Source organism: Sphingobium sp. SJ10-10 (assembly GCF_036038995.2).
Lineage (GTDB): Bacteria > Pseudomonadota > Alphaproteobacteria > Sphingomonadales > Sphingomonadaceae > Sphingobium.
The window spans coordinates 794,001-814,923 of sequence record NZ_CP158133.1; the positions used below are offsets into that span (position 1 = coordinate 794,001).

Genomic DNA, 20,923 nt, shown 5'->3' on the forward strand with positions numbered 1-20,923 from the left:
CGTGCGCACTCGCACCCTATCATAATCTATAAGATGGAGTGGATTTCATGACCAAGAAACTCTTGTCGCCACAGTTTCAGATCGACCTGACCGGACAGGTCGCCGTCGTACTGGGCGCATCCGCTGAGGGCGGGACTGGATGGGACATAGCGGAAAAACTCGCCGCCAACGGCGCGAAGGTCGTTGTCGCCGCGCGGACCATGGCCCCACTCGAAAGGCTGGCCGCCAAGATCGAGGGCAAGGCTGTCCGCTGCGACGCGGGCAGCGAAGAGGACATCAAGGCGCTCGCCAAAGCCGCCATCGATACATTCGGCCGACTCGACATCGCGGTCAATTCCGCCGGCCAGCCCGTCATGAGCCTGATATCGGACATGAGTCAGGACTTGCTCGAAACAGCCGCGCGCGTGAATTTCTTCGGCACGACTTTCTTCATCAAATATATGGCAGAGGCGATCGGCAACGACGGTTCGATCATCTTCATTTCATCGATGTCGACCACGCACCCGGTTTTTCCGCACGCTGCCTATGCCGCCGCCAAGTCGGCCGCCGATTGCATGATCCGCTATGCCGCGCTGGAATATGCGGCGCGCAATATCCGCATCAACTCGATCCTGCCCGGCGCCATCAATTCGGATATGGCGAAGGAAGCGTTTGCCGATCCCGCCTTCGCCGCTACGTTCGAGAGGGAAATCCCGTTAGGGCGCGTAGGCGTGCCCGCCGATTTCGCCAATGCGGTGCTATGGCTCGCCGGGCCGTCCTATGTCACCGGGCTCAACCTTCAGGTTAATGGCGGCAATCAACTGACCCGCATGCCGCGGCTCGACGAGATGCCGGGCGGCGCTGCATCCTTCGGTTCTGGGAAGCCGTTGGGGGACCGCTAACAGCGCATGCCCCAGGCGATCAGGCGCCGGATGAGGCCGATATAGGCCTCATCCGCCCAAGGGCCGGGTTGTTCGGGCACCTCGTCAATGAAAGGGCGCAGATCATAGCGGCCACAGGCATGGCCGGGGGCCAAATACATGACTTCGCCCGCGCCATGACGATGATGAACGAGCTGCGGCCGCGGCTCGTCATCCAGCCATGGTCCCGCGACATAGCCGGGCGCTTCCCCAGTATAGCGTGACTCCAGCAGCACATCGCCCTCGCCTCGGAGTTCCAATATATAGGGCTCATCCACAATCTCGAAGGGCATCAGACCTTCCGTGACCGGATGGGCGGCCGGGCCGCGCCGCACCACGATAGGCTGTTGCGTCAGATGCGACACGAAACGCACGCCCAAAAGCGCCATATATTCGGGCGCGAGATCAGGCGTGTCGGTCAGTCCCGGTAGCGATATGCCGCCAATATCGACGGGCGGTGGCTGGAAGCAGGTCAAGGCGGCGGCGCCATGGATCGCCAGCCAGCGGCCGCCACGGTCGAGGAAGCCCTCCAATGCCTTCAACGCTGCGCCTTCGGGAATGACATTGTTCGTATAGGTTATGAGAAAGTCGGCATCGGCAAGCGCAGAGCCGTTTCCAAAGTCAGAATGGCATCCGACCCGCGCCAGTTCATACTCATCGAGCAATGTCAGCAAGTGCAGCCGCACCGCGTTCATATCGTGATGCAGGCCGCCAACGATCAGTTCTACCTGCGGACGTTCATTGATCATCTATTCCGCCGCAAAAGCAATGCTAACCCTTTCGCCCCTCAAGGTAGAGGTCCAGTTCAGCGAGAAACTGCTGGATGCGGCGCTCCTGCTCGGAATAGACGATCCTCTCATTGAGACCGTGCGAATGCATGCCACGTTGAAGCGTGATCATATTGGCGATGTCCTGCTCCACGACTTCACCGCCCTGCGGATTGTCATGGGTGGTCCGGCGAATGGCCGGGCGCACCTTGCCCGAAACATCGACATCGTCCTCGACCCCCATATAGGCCGGAGGACGCCTCCCCTCTGCCAGTTTTGCCGAAAGCACGAACACATCCTGATAGCCACGCTCCGGGTCGGTGGGATGCGGCCGGAAACGCTGCATCAATACGCCCTCGGGATGCATGTTCAGCGTCACGTTGGGGAAGAGCGACGGGTTCCAGTCGTCGGTGAGCTGATTGTCGGTGAATTCGGAATAATCGAGACCAAATGGATTGGATTCATGCCGCTTGGCATCCTGCAAGGCGCGCCGGACATGACGGGCATCGCCCTTGAAACCGGCCGGACGAACACCCGCCTCCTGAAGGAAATAGGCCAGACCGACATTGACGAAGCGCCCATCGGGCCAGCGCGGGCTCACCGTTCCAACCGCGAACAGGTTTCGATTATGGCCATTGGGATAGAAATCATATTGGACGAAATGATCATCCACATAGGGCTTGATCTGGGGATGGGTCGCGTGCGCGTGATAGGTTTCGTTGAAAACCGAATACATGGTTTTCCAATTGGCCGGCACGTCGATCGTCAGATGTTTGACGACGAACATATCCTCCATGCGGTAGGAAGCCAGCATGGGCAGAAGTTCGCCATAATATTCCTCGAACGGCATGGGATCTTCGGCCATGCTGACGAAGACGAGACCGGCAAAGACCTTCACATGAACCGGCGTCAGGTCGAGATTATGGCACAGCGCCTCTGGCTGGAAGGTGTCGCGATCGGTGACGCGCACATTCTTGCCCTTCAGACTGAACCGCCAACTATGCACGATGCAGGTGAAGGAGGAAGCGCCATGGCCAAAATCGTCCTGCACCAGCTCATTACCGCGATGCTTGCAGGCATTGTAGAAGGCGTTGATTTCGTCTTCCTTGGACCGCACGACGATGATCGATTGCGTCCCGATATCGAAACGGAACCAATCGCCCGGCGTGGCGATATCGCTGGCGACACCGGCGAGCAGCCACACCTTGCTCCACATCTTCTCTTCCTCGATCGCCTTGTCGGCGGCATCGATGAAGCGGCGCGTGGATACGGCCCGATAATCGGCAATATTGGGATAGAGCTCGTCAAGGCGATAGGACGACCTGGCTTCATAGTCCGCCGTCTTCGCGCCCGGTTCGAGCGTGAAGGTTTCGGGGTCAGCCAACTGATCCTTGATGGGCCGGTCGTTGAACCGGATTTCAGCATAGCGGGTGGGCGTCGCCATATCGCTTTCCTCTATAACGATTACCAGGCGATCCGATTTGATCGCCGCTCAGGAAATCGCGGCAAAATAAGCAGCTCGATCAGAACTGGACGCGCTTGGTGAAGCCGCCATCGATGACAAGATTCGCGCCGGTGACGTAGGACGCCGCGGGGCTGGCGAGGAACACTATCGATTTGGCCACCTCTTCCGGTGTCCCCATGCGCCCAGCCGGAATCTGGCCGACAATGCCGGTGTAAAGATCGGGCATCAACGCCTTGACCCCTTCCCAATTGCCGCCGGAATAGCTGACCGGGCCGGGGGAAACCATATTGACCCGAATGTTCTTGGCCGCCCAGGCCTGGCTCAACTGCTTGCCATAAGTGATGACCGCGGCCTTGATCGCGTTGAAAGCCTGCGGAACCAGGAATGTCTCGAATGCGGCCGTGCTCGACATCAGGATGACAGAGCCGGTGCCGGATTTTTCAAGATGCGGCTCCAATGTCTCACAGGCATCGACCGCGCCCAGCATGTCGAGCTGATAGCTGGCGTCCCAATCCTGCGAACCCTGCGCGCCGGATGAACTGATCGAATGAATGAAAATATCGCAGCCGCCCAGTTCTTCGGCCAGGCTCGACAGCATGGCCTTGTAATCGTCGCGGTTTTCCCAGACGAATTCGCGCGTGACGACCTTGCCGCCCAGCTCTTCCTTCAGATCGTCGAGCGCGTCGCCATTGCGTGAAAACAGACCCAGTTTCGCTCCTTCGGCAGCGAACAGCTTTGCCGTGGCGCGGCTGATGCCCCGCGTCGCGCCGCCGATGATGACCTTCTTGCCCGTCAGTTCCAGATCCATGATATCTCTCCGCATTCAAAGCGTAATGATTGAAGACCCTCAGGCCGCCGGCCAGTAGACGTCACCCATGCTATCTCCCGCGTCGAAGCGGGCCTGGATGGTCTTCATGTTAGCCAGGCTATCGGGATGCGCGAACAGCGTCTGGCTGATCGCCTGATCGTTGGCGATGCCGTCAGTCTGGTTGAGATCCTCGGCTTCCCCCAGCATCTTCTTCATTCCCGCGACCGATTGCGGCGGCAGTGCAGCGATCTCTCGCGCCATAGCCAGCGCTTCCTCGACCGCCCTGCCCTTCGGCACGACCCGGTTGACGCCGCCAAGCTCATAAAGACGCCGCGCAGTCAGAGGCCGTCCCGTCAGCACGACCTCTGCCGTCATCGTGCGGCCGATCAGCCGCATCAATCGAGAGGTGCCGCCAATGCCCGTTCCCGCGCCGATAATGACTTCGGGCTGGCTGAAGCGCGCCTGCTCCTCTGCCACGCGCAGATCGCAGGCCCAGCCCAACTCGCATCCCCCGCCCGACGTATCGCCGTTGATCGCCGCGATGGTAACCGCCTTGCCGCGATTGAGCGCCTGGAGGCTGCGAAACCATCCCATCGGATCGCCACTCGCCGGCTGACCGGCCATCAGCTTGACAAGGTCGTCAAGCGAGGCATGTTCGAGCCAGTGGCCATCAACCGAAGAGGCCAGCACAATGATGCGAGCACCCTCTTCGACCGCCTGATCCAGAACGTCCGCCAGCGCGGAAACGGTGGCGCAGGTCGTCACATGATTCGACGCCTCGCCGTCCCCCACGGTGACAAGAGCCACCCCTTCACGATCCCATGCGAGTGATACATTGCCAGCCATGCGTTGCTCTCCTGCCGGCGCCGGCTTTTTCATCCCGCCATGCGCTTCGTTTCGCCACGCAGCCTAGCAAATGCCGGGCGCGAGTCAATATCGTATGTTAGCACATTATTTGGTCGCATCCTGATCCATGGCAAGTAGGTTCGCGCGGATTTCGGCCAGCACGGCTTGCGCTACAGCCAATTCATGGTCCGTCGCACCCCTCATTGCCTGGCGGTTGAAAGCCTGCGTCAGCGCCGTCGAATGATGCAGCGCGTTATAGCCCTCGTCAGTCAGGCGCACTTTATTCTGGCGCCGATCCGTAGCACTGCGGACACGTATCACATAGCCCTGCGCTTCCAGCAGGCTGAGCTTCTCGCCAAGCGACACCACGCCAGCCTGCATCGCCCGCGCCAGTTCCGTCTGGCTCACCCCCTCCTCTCCGAACTGTGACAATTGAATGAGCATCCAGCGCTGCGCACGCGTCAGGCCGGTCGGCCGCAGCGCCTCATCCAGCAGCTTGCGCCGCAGGCGCGCGACGTCGTGGATCAGCGCACTAAGGCTGGGCCGCATCGGATAGGGGGATCGGTCGGCAGGCAGGGCGAACATACAACCTCTTTTCAGCATGAGATCGACTCAACGGATTTGACATTTAATAATGTACCGTATTAAATGCCAACATACCATCATCGGAGGAACCAATGTCGAACCTGTTCGACCTGAGCGGCAAGGTTGCGCTTGTGACGGGCGGCAGCCGCGGTCTTGGCAGGGCGATTGCCATCGGCCTTGCGGATCATGGCGCCGATGTGATCATCGTCAGCCGGAATCTCGGCAATTGCGAAGCCGTCGCGCGCGAGGTCGAAGCAAAAGGCAGGAAGGCGCTGGCTCTTTCAGGCCATATGGGCCGATGGGAGGAGATCGAGGCAGTCGTGGACCGCGCCTATGCCCATTTCGGCCGCATCGACATATTGGTGAACAATGCGGGCATGTCTCCCGCCGCACCGTCCTCGGTTGAAACCTCCGAAAAGCTGTTGGACGCCGTACTCGCCCTCAATTTCAAGGGGCCTTTCCGGATGAGCGCGCTGGTCGGAACCCGGATGACCGGCATGGGCGGCGGCTGCATCATCAATATCGGCAGCATCGGCGCAGTCCGGCCTACGCCGGAAATCATTCCCTATGCGGGCGCCAAGGCGGCCCTGAACGCCATGACGATCGCCCATGCACAGGAATTTGCGCCGACCGTGCGCGTCAACGCCGTCCTTCCGGGATCATTTCGAACCGATGTCGCGCAGCATTGGCCCGCCGACAAGGAGGCTTCGACTCCGGCCATACTCAAGCGTTTCGGCGAGCCGGAAGAAATCGTCACCACCATCCTGTACCTCGCCAGCGACCATAGCCGCTTCACTACCGGCACATTGATCCGCGTTGATGGCGGGCGCCCCTGACAGCGGAGAAAGCTGCATGATACCCGATCAGAGCGAAAAATCCCGGACCATGGCCCTCCGGGTCCAGGCCTTCATGGATGACCATATCTATCCCAATGAAGCGCTTTACGAACGCCAGTTGCAGGAGGGCGAAACGCTGTTCACTCTCCCTCCGATACTAGAGGAACTGAAGGCAAAGGCGCGGCAGGCTGGATTGTGGAATCTCTTCCTGCCGGATTCGGACCATGGCGCAGGCCTTACCAATCTCGACTATGCACCCATCGCGGAGATTATGGGGCGGGTTCATTATGCGTCGGAAGTCTTCAACTGTTCGGCGCCCGACACTGGCAATATGGAAGTTCTCGACCGCTACGGTTCCCACACGCAGAAGCAAAAATGGCTGAAGCCGCTGCTGGAGGGAAGCATGCGTTCTTCTTACTGCATGACCGAACCCGATGTCGCCTCGTCCGACGCCACCAATGTACAGACCCGGATCGAACGCGACGGCGACCATTATATCATCAACGGCCGGAAATGGTGGATCACCAACGCCTATCATCCCTTGTGCCGCATTTACATCGTGATGGGCAAAACCAATCCCGACGCGCCATCCCATCTGCAACAGTCGCAGATACTGGTCCCCGCCGACACGCCGGGCATCACCCTCGTCAGGCATCTGTCCGTCCTTGGCTATGCCGACCAGCCCAAGGGCCATGCTGAAATCATCTTCGACAATGTACGGGTTCCCGCCGAAAATCTGATCCTGGGCGAAGGACGCGGGTTCGAAATCTCGCAGGGGCGGCTGGGTCCGGGACGCATCCATCATTGCATGCGCATCATCGGCCAGTGCGAAAGACTGTTGGAGCAGACATGCCGTCGGCTGCTGGACCGTGTCGCCTTCGGCAAGCCGCTCGCCCAGCAATCCATCTGGCAGGAACGCATTGCCGAAGCGCGGATACAGATCAACATGGCCCGCCTTCTCACCCAAAGGGCGGCGCATCTGATGGACACGGTCGGCAACAAGGTTGCACGCAGCGAAATCTCCCAGATCAAGGTCGCGGCGACCCGCATCGGCCGGATGGTCGTCGAACTGGCGGTACAGGCGCATGGCGCGGCGGGTCTGTGCGATGATTTCGGCCTCGGTTTCTCCTATGCCCGTATGCAGATGCTGCGCATGGGCGATGGCCCGGATGAGGTGCATAATCGGGTCATCGCCCGGATGGAGCTGGACAAATATCGCCCCGCCCGCACCCCGGAGCAAAAGGCATGACCAGCCGGCAGGAGCAGTTCGGCGGCGAGGAAGCGCCACCCGCGCATCTCCAGTTGGACCTGGACAAGCTCGCCCTATGGCTCGGCCCACGCCTGTCGGGGATGGGCGGCAATCTTAGCGCAACCAAGTTCAAGGGCGGGCAATCCAATCCGACCTACAGGTTGACCGGGCCTGCCGGTTCCTATGTGCTGCGGCGCAAGCCGCCCGGAAAGCTCGTCGCCTCGGCGCATCGCATCGACCGGGAATATCGCATCCTCTCAGGCCTCGCGACCTCCGACATCCCGGTGCCGACGCCGCGGCTTTATTGCGATGATAGGGAGGTCATCGGTTCGGAATTCTATATTGTCGACCATGTTCCCGGCCGCATATTCTGGGAAGCCGACATGCAGGGCGTGCCGCCTGCCGATCGTGCCGCGATCTACGACGATATGAACCGCATTCTCGCCCGTCTGCACGATCTTGATCCAGCAGCGATCGGTCTTGGCGATCTTGCGCGGGAGGGCGGATATGCAGCGCGCAATCTCAGGCAATGGTCGACCCTCTATGCCGAAGCGGAAATCGCCCCCATTGCCGACATGCGCTGGCTGATGGAGATGCTGTCCCGGCACATCCCGCAAGGCGCAGGAGAGCGTTTCATTCACGGCGACTACGGCCTCTACAACCTCATCATCCATCCCGTCGAACCGCGGGTCGTTGCCGTGCTGGACTGGGAAATGGCGACGGTCGGAGATCCACTGGTCGATCTTGCCCACCACCTGCGGGCCTGGTGGGATCTGCCGGATTCGGGACTGGCCGCGACAAGCCTTGTCGGCCTTGATCTGCCGTCGCTGGGCATTCCTGCCATGGACGACTATGTGCAGCGTTACTGCGCTCGACGCAGGATCGCTGTTCCAGACATGGGCTGGTATCTCGCCTATGCGCAGTTCCGTTATGCCGCGATGGTGCAGGGCATTTTGAAGCGCGCCCAGGACGGCAGTGCCTCTTCCCGGGTGATGGTGCATAGTCAGGACCGCGTCATCCGCATCGCCGCCATGGCGCGGCGCTCACTCGAAACGCTGATCCATTGAAAAGTGCGGGGGCGATCCTCGCAAGAATCGCCCCCCAATCGTCAAGCGCCCGGAGCGCCCGGAAGGAACGGCGTGTACACGCCCACCGTCATGCCGCCGTCGACGGCAAGCTCTGCGCCGCAGATATAGGAGGCGTCATCGCTCGCCAGGAACAGGCTGGTGCGCGCAACCTCTTCGGGTTCGCCAATGCGCTGGATCGGCTGGCCGACATAATATTTCGCCAGTTCCGACACTTCTTCATTGGTGACATTGCCCATGGACGTGTTGATCCCGCCGGGGAAGACCGCGTTCACCCGCACGCCCTTAGGCCCCAATTCCATGGCCGCCGTCTTCGTGATACCACGCAGCGCCCATTTGCTAGACGAATAGGCGGCAAGGCCGTTCATTCCCCAAAGACCGGACGACGACACGATATTGACGATCGAGCCCTTGCCCTTGGCGATCATACCCGGAGCCAGCGCCTTGATGCCCAGCCACGCGCCGATCAGGTTGATCCGCAACACCCGTTCGAAATCCGCCTTGGTGAGGTCAAGGATCGAAGCGGGATGCACGACGCCGGCATTATTCACCAATATGTCCGCAGCCTCGCCCCACCGCGCCTTCACGGCCGCATCCAGTGCCGACCATTGATCCTCGTCCGAAACGTCCAGCTTCGCGAACATACCGGCCTCGCCAAGACTATCCGCGACCGCCTGCCCTTCCTTCTCCAGCATGTCGGCAATAACAACCCGAGCACCTTCGGAAGCGAACAGACGCGCCGTCGCTTCGCCCTGCCCGCGTGAGCCACCCGTCACCACCGCAATGCGGCCGGTCAATTTTCCCGCCATTTTCCCACTCTCCTTAAGTTCGATTTAAAAGGCGTCGAGCGCGCCATAGTCGTCGATCGCGGCACCCATCCGCCGCAGGAATTCGAACGTCGTATGCTCGGGCTGCATGGCCGGCATGTCTTCGGTCGGCCGCATGGTGATGGTCCAGAAAGCGAAGGCCGTGAACATCTGCTGACGGATATTGCGCAATGCTTCATCGAAGCTGATGACCGGCACGCCCTTCGCCGCCATGAGGTCCAAATAGAGGCGCAGCAGATCCTCCAGCCACTCCCGGCGCTGCTCGACGGTCAGCGCGGTCATGGTGGAGAAGATGAAGTCACGGCTCCAATGACCGATGGTGGTCAATTGCCAGTCCGCCAGGCCCATGCGGTCGTCCGGCGTGATGTACCAGTTCTTGAAATGCACGTCGCTATGGATCAGCGTCCGGGGCAGCTCCAGATGGCGCGCAACGGACTTTTCCGTCGCTTCCCAAATCTCGCTCCGGCGGCGCAGCAGCCCGTCCGGCAGGACCGAGGATGCTGCCTCGAACCCCTTGTCGCAGCAATCGGGAAAGTCCGGCGCGCCGGTCATCATGTCGCGCCACCAGCGTGGCCAATGCTTGAACGGCAGCGTCTCCGTTCCCAGTTCCGGGCTGTCGTAAAAGCGCGAATGCAGGTTCGACAATGTCGTCACCAACCCCTCTGCCTGCTGGCGCGTCAGGGTGGTCCGCTCATCGGGGAAATGCACCTTGCCCGCCATATCATCCATCATGATGAAATAAGCGTAGCTGCTCGGATCGAAGCGAGCGAAGCGCGGATTGGGCGCTTCGAAATTTATGCGCGGCCGGACGAGATTGTAGAAGTCCGCTTCCGCCTGCGCCGTGTCGGACACGCCCAGCACGATCCGGTTTTCCAGCGTCTCGGCCGCCTTGCAGAACACCGTCGCCGGCATACCCGCCGCCTGCGCCGCGTCATTATAGCTCAGGAAGATGCGGCGGCGATTGGACGACCCGTCATCGCGTTCATCGAAACGGAAATCCGTAACTGTGCCCCCCGGCACGTCCTTGCACAACACGGCCGTCAGCCATTCGCCCGTGATGGCCTTGTAGGATGTCGGCACTTCATGGGCAACGGTCACTGGCCGGTCATGATCCCTCTCCGCTTCAAAGGCGGTTCTAATGGCTTCGATGGACGCGCCCATATGATCCTCTCTTTTGGTAATATGGCATATCATATCTAAGCATATCAGATGGAGCAAGCGCCATCTGGATGCTAGAGGCCCAGCAGACCGTAGGAATCATGGTCCAACGCCGCCGTCGCCGCGCGCACGGCATTGGCGGTGTTGATCGCTTCCGGCTGCCAGACGGCGCTGTTGTTGAGCCAGGTCATCACAGGATAGAAAGCGGCACAACGATAGAAGAACCAGGCTTCCTCGAAGGCGGGAACGCCATTCGCGCCATAATGACGCAGCCGCGTGAGATAGTGGGACAGCAAAGCCCGCTCCCAATTGCGCCGATCCGCAATATCGAGCGCGCAGAGCATGAAATAGGACAGGCCGATCGGCCAATGTTCGGGCCGGGCCACCCAATCGATCAGGCCCGGCTCGCCTTTCCCGGTGACATAGAGATTGCCCAGATGTTCGTCGCCATGGATCACGACCATGGCGCTTTGCGGCATCAGCGCCCACATCCGGTCCCACGCATCCTTTGCCCGGTCGAGATCCTGAAAACGGCTTGGCAAAGCCCTGCCGCGCGGCAGTTCGACATAGGATCGCCAGTTTTCCGGCGTGAAGAAGGTCGGGAAATAGACATCATTGACCAGCCGCCGATTTTCATGGGCCAACGTACCCGGCCCCATCGCGCCGCCGGGCGCAAAGATGGGACTGTCCCATGCGCTGGCATGCATCCGCGCAAAGGCATCCATAAACGCCATCGCCTGTCCCAGATTCAGCGTGTGAAACGCATGGAAGAAGGTGGCGCCCGTGGGCGTCAGATCCTCCATGATGATGGCGGAGGCCTCCTCCGTCACCGCGATATGATGCCATTGCGGGCCTGCGGGCGCGGCGACCAGCGGCGCCACATCGCGGATCGACCGCAATTCATTGGCCATGGCCCAGGCCGATCCTGTCGAGGGATCATTCTCGCCTGGGAAGTTGCCCTTGACGATGAAGGTGCGCGGCCTGCTGTCCCCACCCTTGGCATAATCGACGCTTATGCGAAACTTGTTCTGCTTATAGCCGAAGACTGGGCCACGCTCGACGCGCGACACGGTCACATCGGGCCAGGCATCGCGCAAGGCCGACGTGACCCAAGCGGCATTCACATCCGCATAGCTGAGGGGTACGCGATGAGCTTCGGACACGCTTCTCTCCTTGTCAGCCGCCTATAGGCAGCGTAGCATATTGTACGTTACCATACTTTATGACGGCAAGAGGATTCGGGAAAGGATGAAAAGCGCAATTTTTGTCGGCGCGGGCCTGCCCCTGTCAATCAAGGACCGCCCCATCCCGCAGCCCGGACCCCATCGGGCGCTCATCCGGGTGCATCGGTGCGGCATCTGCGGGTCGGATCTGCACATGACCAGCGGCAGCGCCTTCGACGTGCCTTGCGGCACGGCGCTAGGCCATGAATATGCGGGTGAAGTCGTCGAAATCGGCCCCGGCGTGAGCGAAGTGAAGGTCGGTGACCGGGTAACGGCCCTGCCCATGGCCGGATGCGGCGAATGCGCGGCCTGCCTGGCCGACATCCCGCTCCATTGCGTTGCGCTGGAATCACTCGCGGGCGGCTATGGCGAATATACGTTGATTGACACCCGGAAAGCTATCCGATTGCCCGATGCGCTCAGCTTCGAGGATGGCGCGCTGGTGGAACCCCTGGCGTCCGCCCTGCGCGGCGTACGGCGTCTTCCCGGCCTTGGCGCCGACCTGCGCGTCGCCATATTGGGGGCGGGTGCGATCGGGGCATCCGCCGCTTATTGGGCAAGGCGGCTGGGCGCGGGACCAATCGCCATGATCGCCCGCACGCGCCGCAATGAAGGCCTGGCCGCGGCTATGGGTGCGGATGCGTTTCTGACCGTGGGCGACGACCTGCCCGATCAATTGAACCGCGCCCTGGGCGGCTTGCCCGACGTGGTGATCGAGGGCGCCGGATCAAGCGGCGCGATCCAGCAGTCGATCATGCTCGTCCGCAATGGCGGCACGGTGCTAACGCTGGGCGGTTGCATCCGCCCCGACACCATCATGCCGGCCGTGGCGATGTTCAAGGACATCACGCTGCGTTTCAGCGTCGCCTATGGCTATGCGGACTTCCTGCAATGCGTGCAAACGCTGGATGCCGGAGCCGTCGAACCGCGCGCGCTGGTGGGTGAGACCATCCCGCTGTCCGCGCTGCCCGAACGGTTCGAAGCCCTGCGCAGCGGCTCCCATGCGGCAAAGATCATGGTCGATCCCTGGCGGGACTGAATTATTCAGCCCGCCATCATGTCGCGGATCGGCCGCAGAAAGCCGGCCATCATCGAATGCCCAACATGGCCAAGCTTCAATTCGGTCAACCGGCCCGTCTCGAAACAGTTGGTGGTAAGCTGGCTGGCGGTCAGGTTGCGGACATGCCCCCAGATCTGGAAGAACCGCACCCGCTCCTCATCCAGATCCGGGCCGCCCGCCGCGCAATAGGCAGCCATGAATGCGCTCCAGTCCAGCGACGCGCCAGCCGTGTTGCGCACATAGCCCACATCGTCAGCTGGATCGCCGATATGGGAGAATTCCCAGTCGACCACGGCGCTGAGCCGACCGTCATCGACGATGAAATTGTGAAAACCGATGTCGCCGTGCAGCAGCACCGGACGGCCAGGCGCATCCGGCACATTGTCGAGCAACCATCCGTAGAGCGCCAATACCGCAGGCGACGGCATCGCCATTTCGCTGAGGTAGAGATCACGGATCGACTCGATATAGCGCCGCGTCACTTCGCCAATCGGCAAATCCCACAAATCCGTTGCTATCCCATTGGTGAGATCGCCCAATTCCCGCATGGGCGGCAGTTGATGCAGCCGCGCGACGCTGCCCGCGAGCAATGTGACAAGCGCCTGATCGACCGTGCCGCTCGCGCCATGAACATTGCCGCCGCTCGTCCCCGGCGCGCGCGTCATCACCAGAAAATCACCGCCCGGCAGCAGCTTGTGATCCGTGTCGACCCACAAAGCTTCGGGCGCGGGAAAGCCATGGTCATAGGCGGTACGAATGACCGGATATTCCTTCACCACGCGATGGCAGTCATTGTCCATGGTCGGCTCGTCCCGGTCCCGCCGCATGACAAATGCGCCGGAAAGCGCATCGCCCTCCACCGCGAACAGGATCGTCTCCTTGCCATAGCCGCCCGGCAGCGGCCGGAAATCGACCACGCGCAGGTTGTCATCGGTGAACCGATCCACCAGATAGCGTTGCAACCGTTCGGGCGTGACGGCCGTGTCCTCCTGCTGCGCATCAGGCAGCAGCCCGCCGCATAGCTCATCGATGCGCGTCAGTTCCGCATCCGCCGTTTCGAACACGATCTTCACACGCTCCCCGGCGGGAATGCGCGCGTCGGACGTCAGCGCTTCCACCAGCCGAGACCAGTCGCGCATGACCGCCTGCTGCAACGCCTCCCGCCGACCCGGATCGTCCGGTACGGAGGAGAGGCTGGCCCTGACCGCTTCCAGCCGCGCGAACAGCTCGGGCGCTGAGGCAGCCAGATTCAGCCGCTCCGCCAACCCCGCCAACTGGCCAAGCAGCCGATCGCGCCAACCGCCAAAGAGATGGTCGGCATGGACCTCCCGCACCTCCAATATCTTCAGGGACGCGAGCATCGCCTCCTCATCGGATGCATAGGCGACATCCGGGCCATAAATATTGGCCGCCGTCTGATTCAGGGATCGCAGCAACCGCGCCGAAATCGACATTCTTCCTCTCCATCCTATTGTCCGGGCGATCCGGCCTATATTCTCAAGCGTTTGCGCGAACGGCCTTTGCCGCTTCCTCGCCCGCCAGCCGTCCGAAGGTCAGCGCGTTGCCGACCCCCATGCCGCCGCCCGAATAGCGCTTGCCCTGAACGCAGCCCAATATTTCTCCAGCCGCGAACAGGCCCGGTATCGCCACGCCATTGCAGTCGCGCACCCGCCCATGAACATCAATATCAAGGCCCGCGCTGGTCTGGCCGATCACCGACGCACGTACTTCCACGGCGAAGAAGGGCGCTTCGTCGATAGGGAAATATTTGGGGGCTTTCTTGTCCCATTCGCTATCGACGCCAGCATGGGCGTCCGCATTATAACGCGCAGCGGTTGCGCCAAGCGCCAGACGATTAATGCCCAGCCGGTCGGCCAGATCGGTCAGCGTCCCGGCCGTGCGAATCCGGCCGTTCCGCACATGTTTGCGGATCAGATCCTCATCCCAGGTCTGGGACACTTCGCCGGTGTGGTAGGGGTCGGAAAAGCGCTTGTCGGCACTGCCTTCCACCAATGTCTTTTCATCGAAGATCGCCCAGGCATGGGCGCCCGTCTGTTCGTTGATGAGATAGCCGGAAACGGCATAGGGCGCATTTTCCGGCATGAAGCGACAGCCTTCGTCATTGACCAGCATGCACCAGGGCGGAAGGAAGGCCTCCACGCTATTGGGCACCAGTCCCGCCGACGGCAGGACCAGTCCGGTATCCTGACCCGTGATCCGGGCGCCTATCAATTCGCCCAGTTTGATGCCGTCGCCCAGGATGAAGGGCGCATCGCTATGCACCGAATAGACGATGTCGCCATGCTGCGCCGCCGAAGGGAAATATTTGGCGCGCATGCCGGGGCTGTTGCCAAAGCCGCCGGTGGTGATGATCACCGCCCTGGCGCGCAGGTCCATGCCCGATGCATGGACGCCTACGACGCGACCGTCCTCCATCAACAACCGTTCGACCCGCGTCTTGAGCGCGGTTTCGATGCCTCTCGCGCCGACTTCATTGACCAGCAAGCGGCCGATCGTGTCCCCGGCGCCCACTGTGCAATGCCCGCGCGGCACGGTATCCACGCCAGACTTCACCACCCATTGATATTCCGCGCCCAGACTGACCAGCCATTCGACCGTGGCAGCGCTGCGTTCCGCGAACAGGCGGATAATATCGGGTCGTGTCTGCCAGCCGTTCAGCGTCATGATGTAATCGAACATCGCCTGCGCGCTGTCCTCGATCCCCATCGCCTTCTGCACGCTGGTCCCGGCGGCATAGACGACGCCGCCCGACAGGCGGGTCGCCCCGCCCAGCTTGTCGTCCGCTTCCAGGATTATCACCGATGCACCCGCGGCCTGAGCGAACAGCGCCGCCGTCATTCCAGCGCCGCCGCCGCCCACCACGATGATATCATAGTCTATCGTCATATAAGTTTCCCTGGCCGGTTCGGCTTATCGTTGCTTGCGGGTGATTTTCACCGGAAGATTGCTGAGCGCATGGAAGCCGAAAATCGGATCATACCGCACCTGATCCGCCGGAACGGCCAACGACACGCCCTCAAATTCCTCCGTCCACCGCTTGATCGCAGCGATCAGTTCGGCACGCGCCAGGAAGCTGCCAATGCAATGATGCACGCCCATGCCGAAGGTGATGTGCGCCCGCTTGTTCTTGCGATCCATGTCAAAGGTCATCGGCGCATCGAATGTGCTTTCGTCCTGCCCGCCCGACGCCCACATCAGGAAGATGGTCGATCCTTTCGGCAATTCGACGCCATGAAGAACCGTGTCCTTCATCACCGTGCGCGGCGTCGTCACGGCGGGAGCGTGGATGCGCAGCACTTCCTCGACGAAATCGGCTATCCTGTCCGGCTCCGTCTGAATCGTCGCCCAGATGTCGGGCCGGGTCGCCAGCACGAACATGGCCGACGACAGTGCATTGCGCGTGGTTTCATTGCCCGCGATGATGAGGACATGGACCATGGAGAGCCGTTCCTCCATGGTCAGCGGCTTTCCATCCACTTCCGCATTGGCGATGGCGCTGGTCAGATTGTCTTCGGGCATGCGTTGCAGCCGCTCGATCATTTCGGCGAAATAGCGATAGCCCTTGACGATGGTCCGCGTCGCCTCGATCGCGCGGGGCAGCGGATGGACCGGATCCACCAGATGGGTGAATTCGTCCGAATAATATTTGAGGAACGCGGCATCCTTGTACGGCATTCCCAGGATCAGGCAGATCACTTCCAGCGGCAGCGGCACGGAAAAGGCATCGACGAAATTGACCGGCTCGTTATCGGGGATGGCCGCCATCAGCCGGTCGATGATCCGGTCGATCTCCGGCGCCAGATCCGTCACCTTCTTGCGGTTGAGCGCCTGTTCCGCAATCTTGCGATAGACGAGCGACTGGGGCGGATCGGACGCCTGCAAGGTTTGCACGACCTTATAGCCCGACTCCGCGAAAATCTCGGCAATCTCGGGATCGAATTCGCCCCAGCGCCACACGGATGGGACCGGATTGCTGGAAAATGTTTCGGTATCGCGCGCAATCGCTTCGATATCGGCCTTGCGCGTGGCGATGAAGACGGGCGCCGGGCTGGGAAGGTCGAGGCGGAAGAGCGGCGCGTCCCGCCGCATCAGCGCATAGCCTTCCGCCGGAGCGGAAAGATGTTCAGGATCGAACGGATTGAAACGGCTGATGTCATCCATCCGCATGCGGCTCTCCCAATGAATCGTTATTAGAATGCTATGATATGATATGCTTAATTACGATATAGGGCAAGCCCTCTCCGCCGATGCAAAAGAGGCATTCGCACCTTGACTGTTCCGGTCGCATTCCGCTTATTAGGATGGTAGCATACGATATATATGAGAATCACATCCATGGCGGAGAGGAAGCGACGATGAGGCTGAAAGACAAGGTTGCATTGGTCCTGGGCGCCGCCGGCAAGGACAATATGGCGCAGGTGATCGCCCGCCGCCTGGCGGCGGAAGGATGCAAGGTCGTCGTCGCCGGGCGCCATGAAGAGGTGCTGAAGCAATTGGCGGAGGAGCTTGGCGGCGCCTATGCGCTCGCTGACATCACATCCAAGGCGGATGTGGATGCCGCCGCCGATCTCGCCGTTGCACGCTTCGGAAAACTCGACATCGGCGTCAACGCCACCGGGTGGGGCCTGCTCAAGCCGACCCATGACACTACCGAGGCCGATCTCGACCGGATGCTCGGCATCCAGTTCAAGGGGCCGTTCTTCTTCATCCAGGCGATGCTGCGCGCGATGAAGAACGGCGGTTCGATCATCCAGATTTCTTCCGCAACCGCCACGATCATGCTCGACCAGCATGCCGCCTATATGGGCAGTAAGGCGGGCATCGATCATGTCATCCGGACCGTCGCCAATGAATATGGTGCGCAGGGAATCCGCGCCAATTCCATTTCACCCGGCCTGACGGAAACCCCGATGGCGGGCAGCACCTTCGAGATACCCGAACTGCTGCACGCCTTCGAACGCGAATATCCCCTCGGCCGGGTCGGGACGAAGGAGGATATCGCCGCCGCGGTCGTCTGGCTGGCGTCGGATGAGTGCTTCATGACCGGTCAGAATTTGCAGGTGAATGGCGGCCTGACCCTGCGCCGCAACCCCAGCCTTTCCGAACTGGGCGAAATAGCGGCAAAGGCCACGGCCCATTTGCGGAGTTGAAGGCGGCTGAGGGCTGGTATTTGGCGGGGGCAACCGCTACTCTTTTTGCGTAATTGAATGCATGTAACAGATGGGGCTTGATCAGTGGGCGTTTCAAAATCGGATCTTCGTGCGGAGACCATCTCATCGACGACCGAAGAGGAAGCGCCTTTTCCTCTGTTCAAGGAAAGCCTTGCCTATCAGGCTCAATTGTTCGCTCGCCTCGCCCAGAATGACTATATGGCGCGGATCAGCGGCACCGGCATAGCCCCGGCTCAGGCCTATGTGCTGGGCGAACTCTGGTTCAACGAACCGCTGTCCCAGGTCGATCTCGCCCGCCGTCTCGACATCGGCAAGGCGACGGTCGGACAGACGCTTGCACGGCTGGAGCGCGCAGGCGTTGTGGAGCGCCGACGGATCAAGTCGGACCGGCGCGTCGTCATGGTCCATTTGACGGAAAAAGGCCGGGCGCTGCGCGAACCATTGCGGCTGGCCACGATCGAGCAGGCTGACATGCTGGAAGACCGGCTCGGCAAGGAGCGGGTCGCCCAACTGACCGAATTGTTGCGGCACGCGAATGAAATGCTCGTCAATGCCTTCCCGCAAGCCGTCGAAGACTGACGGGAGCGGGCCTCAGGTCACCGTGAAATGGCGTATCGGATCGGCGCCGTCGAAATCCCTGGCTGAAGAACGGACGATGTCATAGACCGCCAATAGCGGGGGCGTGGGCTCGTACAGCTCCACGAAATGACCCAGCGTGTCGACGCAATCCATCATGGCAAAGCCGACCCCCGGCGCGACTTCGGCGTAGAGCGCCATCTCATGCCCTGCTTCCTCGAAGCGCTGCACGGCGGCCTTGATATCGTCCACGATCAGGGCGACATGGTGCATGCCCTGCCTGCCTTCCGGATAGAGATCCCGGAACACCGACGGGCCATCGTTATTCTGTTGGACGAATTCCACCATCACCTCGCCCCATTGGCCATAGGCGGAGCTGTGGTCCAGCTCGGCCGGCTGCCCGCGATGCAGGCTGAGCGTGAGCGGAATATGGTCGGCAATGTAAAAGGGGCCGGAACCGAAGGCGGCCATGTGCGCCTTGGCGGCCGCAACGATGTCGGGAACGAAATAGGCGATCTGGCGGACAGGCCTTTGTTCCAGCAAAGCGCTCAACATTCTCTCCTATTGTTGCACAGACTATCATATGTATGCATACTATCATGAAAGGATGGCCGTCAACCGGCACCGCAACATAGGCAGCAGAGAGGATCGACATGGCAACAACCACGCCATTTGCCGGCTGGCGCATGGTGGCAATATGCTTCCTGATCATGAATTGCACGCTGGGCGTCAATTTCTCCGCTTATGGTGCCATGGTCGAAACGATCCAGCATGAATTCGGAACCAGCCGGGCACTCGCCGCCATGGGCATCAGCATGTCCACGCTCACGCTCGGCCTGATCGGCCCTCTGGTCGGCGGCCTGCTCCGCAGAATGTCCATCCGAACGTTGATCATGATCGGCCTCACGCTCAATGCGAGCGGCTATTTCCTGCTCAGCCAGGTGCATGACATCCGGCTGTTCCTTGCCATCTTTGCGCTGATGGTGGGGCCGGGCCTCGCGCTGGCCGGCGTCGTGCCATGCACGGCGATCATCTCCAACTGGTTCGTCGTCGGACGCGGCAGGGCGATAGGCATCATCAACATACCGCTGGGCAACGCCCTGCTGCCGCTGATGAGCGCCGGGTTGCTGATCGGCTTCGGGTTGAAGGGCGCGCTGTGGGGCAATGGCATCGTGCTTGCCGCTCTGCTGCCGCTGGCCTGGTTTCTTGTCGACCGCCCCGCACAGATCGGCCAGCAGCCCGCGGGTGGCATCGCGCAAGACAGAGTCGCGGCGGAGCCCGCCCTGTCCGCGGCGCAGATCGTCCGGTTGCCGCGCTTCCTGATCCTCACGCTCGGCGTCGGTCTGCTCAGCGCCGCGGGACTCGCTATGGTCACGCATCTGGTGGCGCTGGCCTCCGATCGCGGCGTCCCGCTGGGTTCGGCCTCGCTGCTCCTGTCGGTTTTCGGGCTTGCGGGGCTAGTCGGCGCGCCCCTTTTCGGCTGGCTTTCGGACCGGATCGGTGGCGGCACCAGCTTTGCCCTTCTGTCCCTGATCCAGATAGCGCCATGGCTCGGCCTGATCGTGGCAGGTGCGAACCTGCCCCTTCTGCTGGTGCTGGCCTTCACGATCGGGCTGTTCAGCAACGGCATCATCACCTTGTTCGGCGTGACCATGGGCGAATGGCTGGGCCAGGCCAATATCGGCCTGGGCATGGGGCTATGTTATCTGTTCAAGATTCCGTTCCTGTTCGCCGCCGGGCCGTTGGCGGGCGCGATGTTCGACCGTTTCGGCAATTACACGCCGACCATATTGATGCATGTCGCGACCTTCGTCGCCGTCGGCCTGACCTTCCTGCTTTACCGTCCGAAACAGCCCCGCGACCTTGTCAGCTCAACTCGACCATCAACCGTGTGATCCGCAGGTCCGCAATATGCCATCGACCGTCGATCCGGCTGTAGCGTTCATGATAATGGCCGTGGCCCCGGAACAGAGTGAAGGGGCCGCCCGTCGGCGGACGCAATATGTCGTCAAGCGCCCAGATGCCCGTCGCACTATCCTCCGAAATGATCTCGATCTCGGGCATATGGCCATAATGGGCGCTGGTTAGGACCGAAATGCCGCTGCGGACATAATCGACGATCGCCGCCCTGCCCCGGATCGGGTCGCCCAATGTGGACAGGTCCGGATTTTCCTCCAGCGCGCCTCGGACGTCGAAAACCGCATCCTGCGTGAAAAGACTGGCGAAACCCTCCCAGTCGCCGGTATCCATGAACCGGAAATAGCGTGCCTTCAGCCGCTTGATGTCCTCAATCGCCAGCAAGATTGCCACGGGGTCTTTCATCTTCATCCTCCCGGATTGCATAGTA

Annotated in this window: 21 protein-coding genes; 8 read left to right on the top strand and 13 right to left on the bottom strand. The window is 61.2% G+C overall.

Going from position 1 to position 20,923, the window contains the following annotated elements:
- Nucleotides 1–47: 47 nt before the first annotated feature.
- A complete protein-coding gene (locus VVT58_RS19200) occupies nt 48–881 on the top strand; it encodes an SDR family oxidoreductase (protein WP_327753854.1) in 834 nt (277 codons plus the stop codon).
- Here VVT58_RS19200 and VVT58_RS19205 read toward each other — a convergent pair.
- The 5 genes from VVT58_RS19205 to VVT58_RS19225 all read right to left on the bottom strand — a co-directional run bounded on the left by VVT58_RS19205 (nt 878) and on the right by VVT58_RS19225 (nt 5,370).
- Nucleotides 878–1,648, bottom strand: a complete 771-nt coding sequence (locus VVT58_RS19205) for a ThuA domain-containing protein (RefSeq protein WP_327753855.1) — start codon at nt 1,646–1,648, stop codon at nt 878–880. The genes VVT58_RS19200 and VVT58_RS19205 overlap by 4 nt on opposite strands.
- Before the next feature lie 22 nt (nt 1,649–1,670).
- Complete coding sequence (locus VVT58_RS19210) at nt 1,671–3,110, bottom strand: aromatic ring-hydroxylating dioxygenase subunit alpha (protein WP_327753856.1); 1,440 nt, start codon at nt 3,108–3,110, stop codon at nt 1,671–1,673.
- A 79-nt stretch (nt 3,111–3,189) separates the two neighbouring features.
- Nucleotides 3,190–3,939 carry an SDR family oxidoreductase gene (locus tag VVT58_RS19215; protein ID WP_327753857.1) on the bottom strand — a complete coding sequence of 250 codons (750 nt, stop codon included), beginning with the start codon at nt 3,937–3,939 and terminating at the stop codon, nt 3,190–3,192.
- A gap of 39 nt (nt 3,940–3,978) precedes the next feature.
- Nucleotides 3,979–4,785 carry an enoyl-CoA hydratase/isomerase family protein gene (locus VVT58_RS19220; protein WP_327753858.1) on the bottom strand — a complete coding sequence of 269 codons (807 nt, stop codon included), beginning with the start codon at nt 4,783–4,785 and terminating at the stop codon, nt 3,979–3,981.
- Nucleotides 4,786–4,890: 105 nt separating this feature from the next.
- Nucleotides 4,891–5,370, bottom strand: a complete 480-nt coding sequence (locus VVT58_RS19225; RefSeq protein WP_327753859.1) for a MarR family transcriptional regulator — start codon at nt 5,368–5,370, stop codon at nt 4,891–4,893.
- A gap of 92 nt (nt 5,371–5,462) precedes the next feature.
- Between VVT58_RS19225 and VVT58_RS19230 the strand changes: the two genes are divergently transcribed.
- From VVT58_RS19230 to VVT58_RS19240, 3 genes are read left to right on the top strand one after another with little or no spacing between them, the layout of a single operon-like run.
- Entirely contained in the window at nt 5,463–6,206 is a 744-nt protein-coding gene (locus VVT58_RS19230) for a glucose 1-dehydrogenase (protein ID WP_327753860.1), read from the top strand.
- A gap of 16 nt (nt 6,207–6,222) precedes the next feature.
- Complete coding sequence (locus VVT58_RS19235) at nt 6,223–7,455, top strand: acyl-CoA dehydrogenase family protein (RefSeq protein ID WP_327753861.1); 1,233 nt, start codon at nt 6,223–6,225, stop codon at nt 7,453–7,455.
- The gene (locus VVT58_RS19240; RefSeq protein ID WP_327753862.1) at nt 7,452–8,522 is read left to right on the top strand and encodes a phosphotransferase family protein; all 1,071 of its coding nucleotides are present in this window, start codon (nt 7,452–7,454) and stop codon (nt 8,520–8,522) included. The genes VVT58_RS19235 and VVT58_RS19240 overlap by 4 nt, the downstream gene beginning before the upstream one ends.
- A 41-nt stretch (nt 8,523–8,563) precedes the next feature.
- Here VVT58_RS19240 and VVT58_RS19245 read toward each other — a convergent pair whose 3' ends face one another.
- From VVT58_RS19245 to VVT58_RS19255, 3 genes are all read right to left on the bottom strand, one after another.
- A complete protein-coding gene (locus tag VVT58_RS19245) occupies nt 8,564–9,349 on the bottom strand; it encodes an SDR family NAD(P)-dependent oxidoreductase (RefSeq protein ID WP_327753863.1) in 786 nt (261 codons plus the stop codon).
- A 24-nt stretch (nt 9,350–9,373) separates the two neighbouring features.
- Complete coding sequence (locus VVT58_RS19250) at nt 9,374–10,528, bottom strand: aminoglycoside phosphotransferase family protein (protein WP_327753864.1); 1,155 nt, start codon at nt 10,526–10,528, stop codon at nt 9,374–9,376.
- Between the two features lie 71 nt (nt 10,529–10,599).
- The gene (locus VVT58_RS19255) at nt 10,600–11,688 is read right to left on the bottom strand and encodes a phosphotransferase (protein ID WP_327753865.1); all 1,089 of its coding nucleotides are present in this window, start codon (nt 11,686–11,688) and stop codon (nt 10,600–10,602) included.
- A gap of 85 nt (nt 11,689–11,773) precedes the next feature.
- Between VVT58_RS19255 and VVT58_RS19260 the strand changes: the two genes are divergently transcribed.
- A complete protein-coding gene (locus tag VVT58_RS19260; protein WP_327753866.1) occupies nt 11,774–12,787 on the top strand; it encodes an alcohol dehydrogenase catalytic domain-containing protein in 1,014 nt (337 codons plus the stop codon).
- A gap of 5 nt (nt 12,788–12,792) precedes the next feature.
- Here VVT58_RS19260 and VVT58_RS19265 read toward each other — a convergent pair whose 3' ends face one another.
- The 3 genes from VVT58_RS19265 to VVT58_RS19275 are packed head-to-tail and all read right to left on the bottom strand — an operon-like array spanning nt 12,793 to nt 16,996.
- The gene (locus VVT58_RS19265) at nt 12,793–14,262 is read right to left on the bottom strand and encodes a phosphotransferase family protein (protein ID WP_327753867.1); all 1,470 of its coding nucleotides are present in this window, start codon (nt 14,260–14,262) and stop codon (nt 12,793–12,795) included.
- A 43-nt stretch (nt 14,263–14,305) separates the two neighbouring features.
- On the bottom strand, nt 14,306–15,715 hold the full coding sequence (locus VVT58_RS19270; RefSeq protein ID WP_327753868.1) for an FAD-dependent oxidoreductase: 1,410 nt from the start codon (nt 15,713–15,715) through the stop codon (nt 14,306–14,308).
- 24 nt (nt 15,716–15,739) lie between these two features.
- Nucleotides 15,740–16,996 (bottom strand): cytochrome P450, encoded by a 1,257-nt coding sequence (locus VVT58_RS19275; protein WP_327753869.1) that lies wholly within the window; start codon nt 16,994–16,996, stop codon nt 15,740–15,742.
- Nucleotides 16,997–17,184: 188 nt separating this feature from the next.
- Here VVT58_RS19275 and VVT58_RS19280 point away from each other — a divergent pair, with 188 nt between their 5' ends.
- Nucleotides 17,185–17,979, top strand: coding sequence for an SDR family oxidoreductase (locus tag VVT58_RS19280; protein WP_327753870.1), 795 nt, complete (start codon nt 17,185–17,187; stop codon nt 17,977–17,979).
- Nucleotides 17,980–18,063: 84 nt separating this feature from the next.
- A complete protein-coding gene (locus VVT58_RS19285; protein ID WP_327753871.1) occupies nt 18,064–18,579 on the top strand; it encodes a MarR family transcriptional regulator in 516 nt (171 codons plus the stop codon).
- Nucleotides 18,580–18,591: 12 nt separating this feature from the next.
- Here the strand turns inward: VVT58_RS19285 and VVT58_RS19290 are convergent, their stop codons facing one another.
- Entirely contained in the window at nt 18,592–19,131 is a 540-nt protein-coding gene (locus tag VVT58_RS19290) for a VOC family protein (protein ID WP_327753872.1), read from the bottom strand.
- Nucleotides 19,132–19,229: 98 nt separating this feature from the next.
- Between VVT58_RS19290 and VVT58_RS19295 the strand changes: the two genes are divergently transcribed.
- A complete protein-coding gene (locus VVT58_RS19295) occupies nt 19,230–20,471 on the top strand; it encodes an MFS transporter (RefSeq protein ID WP_327753873.1) in 1,242 nt (413 codons plus the stop codon).
- Here the strand turns inward: VVT58_RS19295 and VVT58_RS19300 are convergent.
- Nucleotides 20,443–20,886, bottom strand: a complete 444-nt coding sequence (locus VVT58_RS19300) for a nuclear transport factor 2 family protein (RefSeq protein ID WP_352000100.1) — start codon at nt 20,884–20,886, stop codon at nt 20,443–20,445. The genes VVT58_RS19295 and VVT58_RS19300 overlap by 29 nt on opposite strands.
- Between the last annotated feature and the right edge of the window lie 37 nt (nt 20,887–20,923).